14 protein-coding genes are annotated in these 13,508 nt (G+C 48.7%); 6 read left to right on the top strand and 8 right to left on the bottom strand.

Annotation, left to right across the window (positions count from 1 at the left end; all coding sequences use genetic code 11):
* Positions 1-169: 169 nt before the first annotated feature.
* The 6 genes from WCV72_04860 to WCV72_04835 all read right to left on the bottom strand — a co-directional run bounded on the left by WCV72_04860 (position 170) and on the right by WCV72_04835 (position 6,376).
* Entirely contained in the window at positions 170-1,318 is a 1,149-nt protein-coding gene (locus WCV72_04860) for a metallophosphoesterase (GenBank protein MFA6458683.1), read from the bottom strand.
* 237 nt (positions 1,319-1,555) lie between these two features.
* The gene (locus WCV72_04855) at positions 1,556-1,801 is read right to left on the bottom strand and encodes a hypothetical protein (GenBank protein ID MFA6458682.1); all 246 of its coding nucleotides are present in this window, start codon (positions 1,799-1,801) and stop codon (positions 1,556-1,558) included.
* 65 nt (positions 1,802-1,866) lie between these two features.
* On the bottom strand, positions 1,867-3,075 hold the full coding sequence (locus tag WCV72_04850) for an ABC transporter permease (GenBank protein ID MFA6458681.1): 1,209 nt from the start codon (positions 3,073-3,075) through the stop codon (positions 1,867-1,869).
* On the bottom strand, positions 3,072-3,773 hold the full coding sequence (locus WCV72_04845) for an ABC transporter ATP-binding protein (GenBank protein ID MFA6458680.1): 702 nt from the start codon (positions 3,771-3,773) through the stop codon (positions 3,072-3,074). Before WCV72_04845 ends, WCV72_04850 begins: the two co-directional genes overlap by 4 nt.
* A gap of 1 nt (position 3,774) precedes the next feature.
* Positions 3,775-5,820 carry an efflux RND transporter periplasmic adaptor subunit gene (locus tag WCV72_04840; GenBank protein MFA6458679.1) on the bottom strand — a complete coding sequence of 682 codons (2,046 nt, stop codon included), beginning with the start codon at positions 5,818-5,820 and terminating at the stop codon, positions 3,775-3,777.
* On the bottom strand, positions 5,801-6,376 hold the full coding sequence (locus WCV72_04835; protein MFA6458678.1) for a hypothetical protein: 576 nt from the start codon (positions 6,374-6,376) through the stop codon (positions 5,801-5,803). The genes WCV72_04840 and WCV72_04835 overlap by 20 nt, the downstream gene beginning before the upstream one ends.
* Positions 6,377-6,845: 469 nt before the next feature.
* Here WCV72_04835 and WCV72_04830 point away from each other — a divergent pair, with 469 nt between their 5' ends.
* The 3 genes from WCV72_04830 to WCV72_04820 all read left to right on the top strand — a co-directional run bounded on the left by WCV72_04830 (position 6,846) and on the right by WCV72_04820 (position 8,785).
* On the top strand, positions 6,846-7,436 hold the full coding sequence (locus WCV72_04830; GenBank protein ID MFA6458677.1) for an RNA polymerase sigma factor: 591 nt from the start codon (positions 6,846-6,848) through the stop codon (positions 7,434-7,436).
* An 8-nt stretch (positions 7,437-7,444) separates the two neighbouring features.
* Positions 7,445-8,170 (top strand): hypothetical protein, encoded by a 726-nt coding sequence (locus WCV72_04825; protein MFA6458676.1) that lies wholly within the window; start codon positions 7,445-7,447, stop codon positions 8,168-8,170.
* Between the two features lie 66 nt (positions 8,171-8,236).
* Positions 8,237-8,785 (top strand): hypothetical protein, encoded by a 549-nt coding sequence (locus tag WCV72_04820; protein ID MFA6458675.1) that lies wholly within the window; start codon positions 8,237-8,239, stop codon positions 8,783-8,785.
* A 98-nt stretch (positions 8,786-8,883) separates the two neighbouring features.
* Here the strand turns inward: WCV72_04820 and proC are convergent, their stop codons facing one another.
* Both proC and WCV72_04810 read right to left on the bottom strand, forming a co-directional pair.
* A complete protein-coding gene (gene proC / locus WCV72_04815) occupies positions 8,884-9,678 on the bottom strand; it encodes a pyrroline-5-carboxylate reductase (protein ID MFA6458674.1) in 795 nt (264 codons plus the stop codon).
* Between the two features lie 95 nt (positions 9,679-9,773).
* Positions 9,774-11,159 (bottom strand): NAD(P)H-hydrate dehydratase, encoded by a 1,386-nt coding sequence (locus WCV72_04810; GenBank protein ID MFA6458673.1) that lies wholly within the window; start codon positions 11,157-11,159, stop codon positions 9,774-9,776.
* A gap of 29 nt (positions 11,160-11,188) precedes the next feature.
* Between WCV72_04810 and WCV72_04805 the strand changes: the two genes are divergently transcribed.
* The 3 genes from WCV72_04805 to WCV72_04795 all read left to right on the top strand — a co-directional run bounded on the left by WCV72_04805 (position 11,189) and on the right by WCV72_04795 (position 13,190).
* Entirely contained in the window at positions 11,189-12,391 is a 1,203-nt protein-coding gene (locus WCV72_04805; protein ID MFA6458672.1) for a glutaredoxin, read from the top strand.
* A gap of 71 nt (positions 12,392-12,462) precedes the next feature.
* Positions 12,463-12,756: a hypothetical protein gene (locus tag WCV72_04800; GenBank protein ID MFA6458671.1), complete on the top strand. Its 294-nt coding sequence runs from the start codon at positions 12,463-12,465 to the stop codon at positions 12,754-12,756.
* An 89-nt stretch (positions 12,757-12,845) separates the two neighbouring features.
* Positions 12,846-13,190, top strand: a complete 345-nt coding sequence (locus tag WCV72_04795) for a hypothetical protein (GenBank protein ID MFA6458670.1) — start codon at positions 12,846-12,848, stop codon at positions 13,188-13,190.
* The last annotated feature ends 318 nt before the right edge of the window (positions 13,191-13,508 follow it).

The raw sequence follows: 13,508 nt of genomic DNA, 5'->3' as shown, positions 1-13,508 counted from the left end.
TATTTTTGTTTTTGGCTCCAGTGCTGATTTCATTCAGCAATCCGAGGATTGAAGAATGAGTGATTGAGAGATTTTTGATTCGACGAGCGAATCTCAATTCAGACAATCTCAGTAAAGGAACGCGCATATTCTACCAAAATTTGACCAAAATTGCAAAACTGTTTTTAGCCTATTTCAACTTAATCGCGACAATTTCAGAACGACTGCCGGTGCGCTCAGTCGGTCCCCAGACGCCTGTGCCGCTTGAAATATAAATTTGGAAATTGCCGATGCGGTGCAGACCATATTCGTAGCCAGCGTAAATCCACTTCGTGAGGAGCGTGAAAGGAAAAAGCTGTCCGGCGTGGGTGTGTCCCGAAAGCTGCAAATCGATTCCGAGTTCTTCCGCGTCGGTGAAATTTACATTCGGTTTCCAGTATAGATTTTGGTGTTTGGTTTCGCTCGCGTCGATGCCGGTCGGGGAGTGCAGCAGTAAGATATTCGTCTTGGCCGGATCGAAAACAGTATTGTCCGCGATAATTTTGCGGATATTTTTTTCCTCGCCAATCTGCGGATAGGCAATGCCAATTAGCTGCAGACCGGATAGGTCGATGATTTCGTCCTCTAAAATACGCATTTTAGTTCCGTGCAAAATCCGCAAGGAATCGGCGATGCCGCGGTAACCTTCGTGATTGCCGGTGACGAAATAAACGCCTTGTTTAGTTTGAATCTCGTCCAAAAGGTGGACATAAGATTCAAATCCATCCGCGCTGCCATCCAAGAGGTCGCCGGTGATGACGACGATTTCCGGCTGAAGCTGATTGATTTCATGCACGATTTTGCGCAAAAAACTTTCACCCAGAACTCCGCCGAGATGTACATCGGAAAGCTGCACGATTGTTTTGCCTTGCCACTCCGCCGGTAAATTGGCGAGTTCGATTTCAATATTCTTTACGACCGGATGAAACACATTCAACATGCCGAAGAGCGACCAGAGAATCGCCGTGGCGATGACGATTTGGGCGACGATTCGGAGATTCAGGTTCTGTCCGAAAATCCGCGCTGCGCCGATTACAATCCATGCGAGCAGAATCAGCCAAAACAAATTCAGCAAAACTCCGAACCAAACACCGAAACTCACGCTGACAATTTTCGTAAATAAATTACTGGTCAGGCGTGACAAGATCATCGATCCCACCAGTCCGGCGAAGAGCAAGAGCAGACCAAGCGCGATTTTTACTTGGACGATTTTGTCCTCAGTCGCGAAAGCGCGAACGCAAAAATCATAGACGGCGAAGTGGATGCTGAACACGACTCCGAGAATGACAACAAAAAACATCCCGAGTATTTTAGCTTATTTTGTAGTGTTTAAATTTACCACAATGCAAAAATAGCTCGACCTATTTGGCTGAGCTATTTTTGTTTTTGGCTCCAGTGCTGATTTCCATTCGACAATCCGAGGATTGAAGAGTGGATGATTGAGAGATTTTTGATTCGACGAGCGAATCTCAATTCAGACAATCTCAGTAAAGGAACGCGTATATTCTACCAAAATTTGATAAAAATTGCAAATTTATTATTCGACAACTTTCTCATCGACTGAGTTTGTGTTGGTAGAATTTTCTATTTGGGTTGGCGTATCGGCTGGCCGTTCGCCGCGTGGAGGGCGTTGTCCGGAACCATCTTGCGCTTGCTGAAAATCTCCTGGCATTTTATTGCGTCCCGGTTTGTTGGATTTTTGCGCGCCGCAGCCAGCCAAAAGAGTGACTGCCAGCAGTGAGACGGCGACGACCGAAAGGAAAGTCTTTTTAGAATTTTGCAATGAAAGGGGATTTAAAAAATAAAACGCTTCAAAAATAATACGCACGGATTTTGAAACTTCTTTCATCACTCGCTGCGCAAAGCATCGACCGGGTCGAGGCGGCTTGCCTTGAGCGCGGGATAAAAGCCGAAGAAAATTCCGACCAGTACGGAAAAAGTGAAGCCGACGAAGATTGAAATCGGGGAATGGAGGACATACCAATCTTCCAAATTATTTAAAAAGGGAATTGCGATCTCGCCGATGCCGATGCCGATGATGCCGCCGATCATCGAGAGAATCACTGACTCTGCCAAGAACTGCGCGAGAATATCTTTTTGTTCGCCACCGACTGCTTTGATGATTCCGATTTCGCGCGTGCGCTCGGTGACCGTCACGAACATCACATTCATAATTCCAATACCGGAAACAATTAAAACAATCGCGGCGACCGAAGTCAAAAGTATCGTCAGAGTGGTCGCGGTGTCAGTCGCGGCGCCGACCATCGAGCCGGCATCGAAAATTCGGAAATCATTTTCCTTCGCAGCTTTCAGCTTGTGATTCGCGCGCAGGAGCAGCTCGATTTCCGCGGTCGCGAGATCGACGGTGTCGGCGTCAGTCGCGAGGAAATACAGATTCGGCTTCGTCGTCGAGCCGAGCAGATATTTCGCTGCAGTGGAGTAGGGCACGAGCAAAGAGTCGTCGTAGCTCATCGGACCAGTGCTCGAGCCGATTTCTTTGAGTACGCCGATGATTTCGAGTTTCTTGTTGCCGACTGTCAGGATTTCGCCGAGTACGGTTTCTGGGTCGGTGCCTTCATCCCAAAATTTTTCTAAGACTCCGTTGCCGATGACCGTGAGCAGCGCGGTATTGCCAGATTCGTCTTCCGTGAAGACGCGACCGGCTGCGAGACTGAGATTGGAAATGTCAAAAAATTTTGCCGAGCTGCCAAAAACCGAAAAGCTCGAGCTGGTTTTGCCGTAGGAAAGATCCAAATTGCCCTGTAAAACAGCTGTCCCAACATTCACATAGGCAGCATTCGCCAAAACATAATCGACATCCTTTTCTGAAATCTTGGTCGAGCTGGCGGAATCGCGTCCGCGCATGCCCATCACGATGACCGAGGTGACATTGAGATTTTTGTACTGGTCGGCGACTTTTTGCTGGCTGCCGAGTCCGATGCCGACGACGATGATGACAGTCGAGACGCCGATCACGATTCCGAGCATGGAGAGACCGCTGCGCACCTTATTCGCGAGTAGAGCTTCAAACGCCATTTTGAGAGTTTCGAAATTCATTTTTCTAATTTGTAATCGTGGCTCGTGATTTTTCCGTCTTTCAGAAAAACAATGCGGTCAGCATATTTCGCGGCTTCCGGTGTGTGGGTCACCATGAGGACAGTCTTGTTGCGCTCTTTGAATTCACAAAAAATCTCCATAATTTCCTTGCCCGATTTCGAATCGAGCGCACCAGTCGGTTCGTCCGCGAGAATAATTTCCGGATCATTCATCAGCGCACGAGCGATGGCGACGCGCTGCTGCTGTCCGCCGGACAGCTCGGGCGGGCGGTGCCTGACGCGTTCACCGAGACCGATGCTTTGCAAAAGTTTGGTGGCGCGCGCTTCGCGCTCTGCGTGCGGGATGCGTGCGTAGATTGCGGGCAGTGCCACATTTTGCAGCGCGGTCATGCGTGACAGGAGATTGAAAGACTGGAAAATAAATCCCATCTTCTTATTGCGCACGAAGGCGAGTGCGTAGTCTTCCCGAATCACGCCGATGTCGCGTCCTTCCAAAAAATATTTGCCGCTCGAGAGCGCATGGAGGCAGCCGATGATATTCAGCAGCGTCGATTTGCCGCCGCCGGATTCACCCATGAGCGCGACGAATTCGCCTTTTTGGATTTCCAAATCAATACCGCGCAAAACCGGAACTTCCTCGCCGTTCGCGAGAAAATACGATTTGTGCACATCCTCGAATTTGATCAAAACATCTTTCATCTTAGCTGGGTGGTGGTCCGCTCATCGTGCCTCCGCCGCCTGTGGGACCGCTGCCCATGCCGCTGCTGAGACCTTTTTCTTCGAAGAAAGCTTGCCTCTCTTCATCAGTCATATTCTGCAGCGCGGCGCGTTCTTCTTCGGTGAAGGCTGGCGCGCCAGTCGGGGAAGCTTTTGACGCATTACTGTCGGCTGCGTCGACTACGATTTGCTCACCTTCGGTGAGTCCGGAGCTGACTTCGACCATCGAGCCATCATTAAACCCGGTCGTGATTTCGCGCGAGGAGCCGTCCTCCATTGAGACGAAACTTTTATCATTTCGCGTGACGACTGCGCCGACCGGAATCGCCAGCACACCTTTCGCTTCTCCGACGACGAAATCGACATAGGCAGTCATGCCTTCGCGAATCGGCACATCGCTCCAATCTTTGAGCGCAATGCGTACGGGATAAGTCACAATGCCGCCCGTAGTCGTCGAAGTGAGCGAGACGAAAGTCACGGTGCCCTCGACCTCGGTATCTTCGATGGCATCGAAAGTCGCAATTACCCGTTGACCCTTTTGAATTTGATTGATCTCGGCTTCCTCGATATTTACTTCGATGAAGAAAGTGTCTTTATTCAAAATTGTCGCGAAGGTTTCATTTTGGTCTTTGATGATGAGGTCGCCGACTTGTCCATTGAGCTCGACGATTTCACCGTCAATCGGTGCGGTGAGCGTCGCCTCGGCGATTTGATTTTTAATTTTTTGGACATTGATCTGCGCCGAATTAATCTGCGCCCGCAGCGTGGCGAGATCGACAGCAGTTGCCGGTTCGGTCAATTTCAAATAGTTCAATTCCGCGACATCGACCGAATTTTGCGCACTGGCTTCGCTGCGTTTGGCACTGGCTCGCGTTTCGGCGAGGCTGGTCTCAGCGTCTTGGATGTCGTCATTGAGCGAATCGACTTTGTCAGATTTCGACAAAACCTGTGAATTAATCGTCTGCTTCGAGGAAATCAAGCTTTGTTCATCCGAGCTCATTTTGGACTGGTAGCTCGACGCCGAAGATTCGAAACTTGCAAGCTCGCTTTCAGTCAAAATTGTCGAGGTGGTCGTATTTTCAAAAGTATCGTAGAGCGAACTGAAAGCATCGCTGAGCTCGCTCGTGAGTGCGATGGCGGCGTCGATTTTCGCGACGACATCAGCTTTACTGGAGCTTGCCGAGACGGCAGTGTAATTATTCAAAAGATTCCGGTAGTCCGATTCGGCTTTTGTGAAGCTGATTTCCGTGTCGTGTAATTTCACAGAATTCAACGAGCCGAGTTGTAGATAGTAATCACTGTCCTGGTCGAGAATTTTATCGGCGGCGTCCAGACTGCTTTTCACATCGATCAGGATTGAGTCGATTTTGAGTAGCGCGTTTTCGTAAGCTTGCGCGACGGCTTCGAGTGTCGCGTCAGTTGTCGCGTCGCCATTCTCGATCGATGCCAAATCCTTCTTCAGATTCGCGAGCTTCGTCTCAGCTTGCTGAATCGAGAATTCATTGTCTTCCTGAGTTTTGGCGAGACTGGCTTTCGACGAGTCTAGCGATTTTTGTTGCAGCGCAATTTCTGTTTTAGTCGCGCCGTCGAGTTCTGATTGCAAGTTCGCGTAGGCCGTGTTCAGTGAGTTCTGCGCGCTTTTGAGATCGAGCTCCAGGTCGGTCGATTCAATCGCGGCGAGCTTGTCGCCGGCATGGACTTGGTCGCCTTCTTTCACATAGACCGCGGTGATGTGTTCACCGGTCGTCGAGAAAGAAACCGCCACGCCGTCTTCCGCGACGACATTGCCGCTCGAGCTCACGGTAGTCTGCAAATCAGTTTTCGCGACTTTGAAAGTTGCGGTGGTCGCTTCGGTCGGGCTGCTGGATCCGCTCCAAAAATAACCAAAAGCGAAGGGCGCGAGCGCGACGATCACTACTCCGGCGATTATTTTCTTCGAAAGAAAACGCTTCCAGCTCTTCGAAGTTTGCCGGCGTTCCAAAATCTCGTCGAGGGAATCTGGTTCTTGATTATTGCTTAGGTGTGGCATCTTTTTCAGTGAAAATTAAATTAATAAATTCGGCGCTGTTTTTTTCCGGACTGGTGCTATCGAGCCAAATCGCGACGAAATCGCCTGGTGCGAGTTCGACTGGAGAAATCACAGCATCATTTTTCGCCGGAAAATCTTGCGCACTTACGAGCTCGCGCACACCGGCGGCATTGCGGGGAGGTTCGGCACGCCGTGTGATTTCGATACCGGCGGGAATTTCGACGACGATATTTTCTCCGGTGAAAGCATTCAAGCGTTCTTCCATTTCGGCGATGCGTGCCTGCGGCGGGAGCGTGTCCAGTTTGGTTCGCTGCTGGTCGGTCGGAATTGTCGGCGGCTGTTCGAGCTTCGCAATCGTGGCTTGGTTGCCGACGAGCGAGATGATTTTTCCCACTACTTCGGGCGCGCGTCTCGGTCGGTCATCGTGTGCGAGTTGCGGCAATTTTCTGAAGTCGTGCCGCGGTGCGTGTTCGCCGGTCAAGATCCCGGCGGCGAGACTGATGACTGCGATTGCGATTAGCGCAATGCCAATTTTATTGAGGTGGTGTTTTTGCAAGGGGAAATAATTATGTAAACACAGTTTTATTTAAATACGCGCGCGCCAATAATTTTCTTTCGATTTTTGAAATAAAAATTTGTCCGGCTGCGTATAACTTCTTTAGCAACCCGAACCTTGAAACCCAGGAGCATGGAGGAAATTTTCAAAATTGTTTTAAAATTCGAAATTCGAAAATTTTGCTCAGCTCAGGTCGCGAATTAGTTTCGTGCTTCGCGTTAGCAGTATTGATTTCTAAATCAATGTAAGTGTAATAAGTGCAAATGGAATAGAGATAGGTAAGTTTAAAATTTATAAACTTTCAAATGAATCCCAAATGCCAAAAGCCAAAATTACTTGAAATCTGTTAATCTGAATTTTGAAAATTATTTTGTGAATTGGCGGTTTGAATCTTGAAATTTTACTTCTGCTTCAGCAAACTAAAAATTAGTTTCAAGCTTCGCGTCGATATTTCCACTCTCCACCAAAATTGCCTCCACTCCCAAAAGACTCGAACTTGGATTCAGATGTCGAGCTCGTGCGGCTCGCGCTCGCCGATTCTGACGACTATGCTCGCATTGTTGAAAAATATGAGCGACCGCTGCTCCGCTATGTGTTGCGCATTTCCAATATCTCCCGCGAAGAAGGTGAGGATCTGCTCCAGAATATTTTTCTCAAGGCTTACCAAAATCTGCGTGACTTCGATTCCAGTCTCAAATTTAGCAGCTGGATCTACCGCATCGCGCACAATGAGGTGATTAGTAATTGGCGCAAAAAATCCGTCCGCATCGCCGAAGTCAGTCTCGAGTCAGCCGAAGCGGCGCAGCTGCTGAAGTCGACGCTCGACATTCCGACGACAACTGACGAAAGATTTTTGGCCGAATTTGTTCATTCGATTCTCGCAAAAATTCCGCAAAAATATCGTGAGGTTTTGATTCTGCGTTACCTCGAGTCCAAGGACTATGCCGAGATTTCCGATATTCTGCATTGTCCGATGGGCAGCGTCGCTACGCTCGTCCACCGCGCCAAAAAGGCTTTCGAGCTCACCGCAGGAGAAGCGGTTCTCAATAAATTTATTTAATTTTTGCAATGCAGAAACTTTCTGAAAAAATCTTGACCGAAATTAAAAAGCGCAAATTGGCGCCGCATTCGCGTGCGCTTTTTCTCGTCAAAAACTATGGCATTTGGGTGCTGGCACTGATTGCGCTTTTAGCTGCGGCAATTTTCGTCGGGACTTTCTCTGCGGAATTACTCCAAGCCGAATGGGAGTTGTTGCCGCACTTCCCGGGCGGCGAAATGAATTTCATTGCCCATACCTTACCGATTTTTTGGCTCGCGACGATTTTGGCTGCCAGTGCGTTTGCGTATTTTCTCTTTCGTCGCACTAAGCACGGTTATCGTTTCGGCGTGCTCGCGGTCGCGGGTGGGATTTTTGTCGCGAGCGTCGCGGGTGGAATTTCATTGCTGGCGACACCGCTGCCGCCGCAGCTGCACGCTCTGCGCGTCCAAAATTTTCCACCGCATTTCGAAGAGAGTGAATGGATGGATCCCGAAGAGGGTTTTCTTTTTGGTGAGGTTTTTTCGATTGAGGAAAAGCTTTTGATTCTGAATGCTCGTGATGCGTCAGTCTGGAATGTCGATATTACGACTGCCAAAATTCCGCCGGAATTCGTCATTGTCATTGGTGAGAAAATTCGCGCAATCGGTACCAAGACTGATGATACCAATTTCACAGCTGACTTTATTTTGCCTGCCAATCCCAGGCAATTAGAACGGGCGAGATTTGAAAGAAACATGCCGATGCGCGCGTATTAGTTTTCGAAAACGCGTTTGATATTCGTCTGATCGGGCACAAGGCTTTAATTTTTTAATTCCAAAAAAATGCAAAACAAGACTATCCTCGCGGGGATTTCCGCGCTCACCCTTTCGGCAATCGTGCTTCCTTCGGTTTATGCTTTCGGCGGCTTCGCCGGTCCGGGCAATCAGAATTTCGATCCAGCCAAAACGACTGCGATCGAGACAGCCATCGAAAACCAAGACTTCGCAGCCTTCCAGACTGCGACCGGAAATACCAGGATGACCGAAGATCAATTCACCAAAATGGCTACCAACAGAGCCACGATGGAAGCCGATCGCACAGCAATCGAGACCGCAATTACAAATGGTGATTACGCAGCTTGGGTCAAATTAATTACTGCCAAAAATTCTGACGCACCGATTCTCGAAGTAATCACAGCTTCTAATTTTTCTAAGCTCCAAGAGCTTCAGAATTTGCATGAGCAGGCGCAGGCGATTCAGGAAGAGCTGGGAATTGAGAGTCCAGGATTTGGTGGCATGGGTATGGGTGGTGACATGAAGGGTGGCGAACACGGTAGAGGTGGGCGTGGCGGAATGTTCGGCAGTCACGACAATGACACAGACGAAGAGTAACTCTTAATTTTGAGGGTGGGAAAAAGCCTCCGCAAGGGGGCTTTTTGTTTATAAAAATTTTCCGTGCGGGGAAATTTCTAGTGGAATTTTTGTAGGTTTTACTTTCCCTTCGCCAATTCTTCCGCGCGTTTTTTCGCAGCGAGTGTCGCGCGCTCGACGATTTTCGTAAGTCCCGCCTTTTCAAAAACTTTCAAAGCTGCGGCGGTGGTGCCACCTTTCGAAGTCACATTTTCCCGCAGCTTCGCAAAAGGAATTTCCGAGATGTCGGCTAATTTTGCTGCGCCGAAAAAAGTTTGACCGACGAAAGCAGCAGCGTTTTTGCCGAGTCCCATTTTGCGCGCCGCTTTTTCCAGGGCTTCGGCGAAGGCGAAAAAATACGCCGGACCGCTGCCGGAAATTGCCGTCACTGCGTCGAGCATTTTTTCGTTTTTGAATTCGGCCTGTTCGCCGAAACTTTCTAAGATTTGGCGCACCAAAACTTTTTCGTTTTTCGCGACTTGTCGGCTCGCGTGCCAGCCGGAAATTCCGCAGCCGACGGCGGCGGGAGTATTTGGCATGACGCGCACGATTTTCGCCGAGCCGGTCAGTTGCTTTAGCTTCGCGACGCGCGTGCCCGCGAGAATCGAAATCACGAGCTTGTCAGTCGAGAAATTTTCGCACAAAGATTCAAGCGACTGCGGTTTCACGGCGAGCAAAATTACGCCGACTTGTGGCGCGACATCTTTGATTGAATGCTCGGTTTTGATCTTAAATTTTCTTTTCAATTCGCCGAGCTTGCGATTGTCGAGATCGACTGCGCTGATTTCCGCTGGCGTGAAAACTTTTTCCCGAATGAGTGATGCGATAATTGCTCCGCCCATCACGCCTGCGCCGACGACTACTATTTTTGACATAATTTTTAGATTTAAATTTGGCTAGACTCAGAAGATGGTGAAGATAGTTAATTTTTAAAAATTTGGATTTTGGATTTATTTACAAAATTATAAAATTAAAAATTTTTTCGTCCGTCGAGAATCTCCCGAATAATCTGGGGAATTTTTTTCGCGAGTGCCTGCGGAGTCGTACTCTCCGATTTTAACGCAATTCTTTCGCCGGCGAGACCGAGCAAAAACGCGGCGAGGCCTGCCGCTTCGAAGGCTGCGACTTCGCGCGCGAGTAAACCGCCGGTGAGTCCGGCGAGTGTGTCGCCCGATCCACCGACCGTCAAAATCGGATTGCCGGTGTTGTTCCACCTTTTGCGTTCGCCCGAAATAATTGCATCGGTGCGACCTTTTTTCAAAATTACGGCATTCAGATTTTTTGGCATTCTCTGAAATTCCGCCGCGTGGGGAGTGAGGACGACTTGCGTCGAAATGAATTTCGGTAAATTCGGCAGCAGTGCGTCGGCGTCGAGCACGAGCGGTTGGCGACAGTTTTTCGCGAAGAAGCTGACGGCTTTCCCAGTTTCCGAATTCCGTCCGAGTCCGGGTCCGAGGACGACTGCTGCATTTTTTTCGCGTGCGAAGTCGAGAATCTCGCGAGCAGCTTCAAGCGTCAAAAATTCAGTATTACCCTTGAATTCGTGGATTAAAAAATTGGGCGAGAATTTTTTCGTGGCGGCGAAATTTACTCCCGGTACGAAAATGTCGACGAGATCGACGCCGGCAGCGAGTGCGCCGAGTCCGGCGAAAAGTGGCGCGCCGAGATAATTCGCGCTGCCGCCGACGATGACGACGCGACCATTTTCACCTTTGTGAGAATTTTCTCTGCGTCTTGGAAAATAAAATTCCACATCGCCCGGTCCGAAAAATTGCTCCGCTGATTTAGGGATTCCGATTGGGACGACGATTTCGCGTGCGGAATTTTTGCTCGCATGAAAGGCGATGACGAGTTCGGGTCTGAGATTGCCAGTCGGGACATCGAGACTGACAATTTTGCGATTCCCCCCACTGAAGTGGGGGGTTAACTGGGTGTTGGAGTTTTTTAATTTCGTGATGATGTTCGCGATTGGTGCGCGTAGCTTGCCTCGCTGTCCGACTCCCAAAAGCGCGTCAACCAAAAGTGCGCCATCGATTTTGGTCGTGCTCGAATATTTGGTGATGAGCTCTTTCGGTAATTTTTTCAAATAAAATTGCGCGTCTTGATTTTTCACTGCGCCTGCCAAAATTACTTCGACGGGAATTTTTTTCCGCAGCAGCTCCAGCCCGACGACGAAACCGTCGCCACCATTACCGCCGCTGCCGCAAAAAATCTGGACTTTTTTTGGTCGTCCGAATTTTTGTAAAATCACGGCTGCGGCTTGTTTTCCAGCGTTTTCCATCAGTTTCCGTGTCAGCACGCCGCGGAATTCCGAGTTGCGATCGAGGACGGCGGAAGGGAGTGCTAAAATTTTCATGCTAAAATTTCACCTGAATTCTCCCAAATATGCTGCGAAAAATCACTTTCTTTTTTCTTTCCTTTTTTATTCTGGCGCCACTCGCTTTTGCTGTGACGCCGGTCAATGTTTTCGTACGCGAGGGTTGCGGTCACTGCGCCGACGAAGAAAAATTTCTCACCGAGCTCGCGCAGACGCGCAACGACTTCGAAGTTTTTTATCACGACATCGGTGAAGTCGAGCATCGCGCGCATTTCGATGCACTGACCGCGCTGGAAAAACTTCCGAAAGCGACACCAATCACGCTCGTCGGCAACACCATCATCCAGGGTTTCAGTTCAAGTGAGACAACCGGTGCGCGGATTTCCGAAATTCTCAATGCGGCAGCGGGCAAAGAAACGCTGGATTTCGAGCAATTTATCGCAGCGGGCGGTAGTAGCAAAGTCGAAAAAGTCGGCGAGGGGATTTGTCAGGATACCGGTGAAGTCTGCGCGGCACCGGAGGAAAAATTAATCGTCGATGTGCCTTTCGTCGGCACGGTCGATGTCGGGAAATATTCTTTGCCGACGATGGCAGTCGTGCTCGGTTTCGTCGATGGCTTCAATCCCTGTGCGATGTGGGTGCTGGTCACTTTCCTGATTGTGCTTTTGCAAATTGGCGATCGTCGCAAAATGTTCGAGGTCGCCGGAATTTTTATTTTCGCAGAGGCGGTGATGTATTACGCGATTTTGAATGTCTGGTTTACGACTTGGGATTTCGTCGGACTCGATCGCTTCGTCACGCCGATCATCGGCGCGGTTGCAATCTGCGGAGCGATTTTCTTCCTCTGGGAAGGGTTCACGAGTGACGGGACATGCAAGGTGACGAGTCCGGAAAAACGCGCGAAAATTTCCAATCAAATCCGCTCCCTGGCTTCGAAGCCGATGACTTGGGCAGTCGCGGCGGGCGTACTCCTCCTGGCTTTCAGCGTGAATATCATCGAGTTCGCTTGCTCCATCGGCATTCCGCAAGCTTTCACCAAGATTCTCCAAATCAATTCGCTGTCTTTTTTGCACCGCCAATTTTTGCTCGCGATTTACATCTTCTTTTATGTGGTCGACGATCTCATCGTCTTCGCAATCGCGCTCGCGGGTATCGAGAAGCTGGGCATCACGCACAAATATTCCAAAATCTCGAATATCATCGGTGGAGTTTTGATGCTGATCCTTGGCAGCTTATTGATTTTCGCGCCTGAGCTTTTGGAATTTGCCTGAGTAATTTACGACTGCTGCACCCTTGAATTTAAAGCTCTTTTCTGTTAAAATAAAGAAAATAAAAACCAAATATGAATCAAGCTTTCGCAGAACCAGTCCAAAAAATTGATACCTTGCTGACGCGTGCCCTAGGCGTGCCGGCAGATTTGAGCGCGCAGTTTTGCCAAAAATTAAACGCAGCGCCCGAAGAGAGTCAAAAGGTCGCGCTCGAAATGATTGGCAGAAAAGCCCTCGAAATCGAAGCTGGCAAAAAAGCAATTTTGCAAAAAATTCGCTTGATTAAAAACAAAATTAAATTGGAACAGGAAAGGCTCAATAAAAACGCGGCGGAAGAAAATCTCATCGCAGCTTTAAAAAACATTTAACAAAAATCAAAATGCCAGACAACGCAGAAAATCCCGCTTTCGGATTTATGAAAACCCAAAAGACAGAGATTGGCTTAAATGCCGAGGAAATGAAAGCTGTTCTCGATACAGATGGGAAGCAATTTTGGACAGATCCAGAAATTGCGCAAATTGCCAGCAAAACAAATGAATTGAATTTGGCAATTCAAAAAGAAATTGCAGAGTCGCGTGCACTTCTTGGTTCGCCCGAAGAAAACGCTGAAAGTGCGCTGGCGAAATTAGGTGTCGAGTTGGGGCAGGCGATTGACGCTGCTGAAACAGTCGAGCCGATTGCCGCTGCAATTCAAAAAGCAATTAGTGGGTTGCAGGCTAATGAGCGAGTATTCGCGAACAAATACAATACGCAAGCATATTTAGCAGATCTTGGAATTTCGGTTGATACCAAATTGATTTGAGTCGTTGAGTCATTAAGTCATTGAGTCATTGGTCATGGGTTCGGAGGGTTGTTGGGTCTTTAAGTCTTTGAGTCATTGAGTGGATTTTCTAAAGTCGTGCTGGTGCAAAGTAGAAACGCCCAGACGGGCGTTTTTTCGTTGGAGATTATTTTGTAAATTACAAGACTTGAAAATTTTCGCAGCTCAAACCTGGATTAGTTTCGGGATTTACGCTAAGAAATATAGCCAACAAACTATAATTCAACATAATCTACATGCTTCCTAACCATGCCGTTAACGGCATGGTTAAAAGACATGCGTATGTTGTTTTGCAGTTGC

Source organism: Patescibacteria group bacterium (assembly GCA_041665585.1).
Classification (GTDB): domain Bacteria; phylum Patescibacteriota; class Gracilibacteria; order JAHISY01; family JAHISY01; genus JAHISY01.
The sequence above is the reverse complement of the archived record's forward strand: the minus strand, read 5'-3'. Positions and strand labels throughout refer to the sequence as shown.

Bases quoted from the DNA above. Each gene is read 5' to 3' on its own strand.
- WCV72_04805 (MFA6458672.1), top strand. From the start codon at position 11,189: ATGCTGCGAAAAATCACTTTCTTTTTTCTTTCCTTTTTTATTCTGGCG.
- WCV72_04860 (MFA6458683.1), bottom strand. From the start codon at position 1,318: ATGTTTTTTGTTGTCATTCTCGGAGTCGTGTTCAGCATCCACTTCGCC.
- WCV72_04795 (MFA6458670.1), top strand. From the start codon at position 12,846: ATGAAAGCTGTTCTCGATACAGATGGGAAGCAATTTTGGACAGATCCA.
- WCV72_04825 (MFA6458676.1), top strand. From the start codon at position 7,445: ATGCAGAAACTTTCTGAAAAAATCTTGACCGAAATTAAAAAGCGCAAA.
- WCV72_04845 (MFA6458680.1), bottom strand. From the start codon at position 3,773: ATGAAAGATGTTTTGATCAAATTCGAGGATGTGCACAAATCGTATTTT.
- WCV72_04840 (MFA6458679.1), bottom strand. From the start codon at position 5,820: ATGCCACACCTAAGCAATAATCAAGAACCAGATTCCCTCGACGAGATT.
- WCV72_04850 (MFA6458681.1), bottom strand. From the start codon at position 3,075: ATGAATTTCGAAACTCTCAAAATGGCGTTTGAAGCTCTACTCGCGAAT.
- WCV72_04820 (MFA6458675.1), top strand. From the start codon at position 8,237: ATGCAAAACAAGACTATCCTCGCGGGGATTTCCGCGCTCACCCTTTCG.
- WCV72_04800 (MFA6458671.1), top strand. From the start codon at position 12,463: ATGAATCAAGCTTTCGCAGAACCAGTCCAAAAAATTGATACCTTGCTG.
- WCV72_04810 (MFA6458673.1), bottom strand. From the start codon at position 11,159: ATGAAAATTTTAGCACTCCCTTCCGCCGTCCTCGATCGCAACTCGGAA.
- proC (MFA6458674.1), bottom strand. From the start codon at position 9,678: ATGTCAAAAATAGTAGTCGTCGGCGCAGGCGTGATGGGCGGAGCAATT.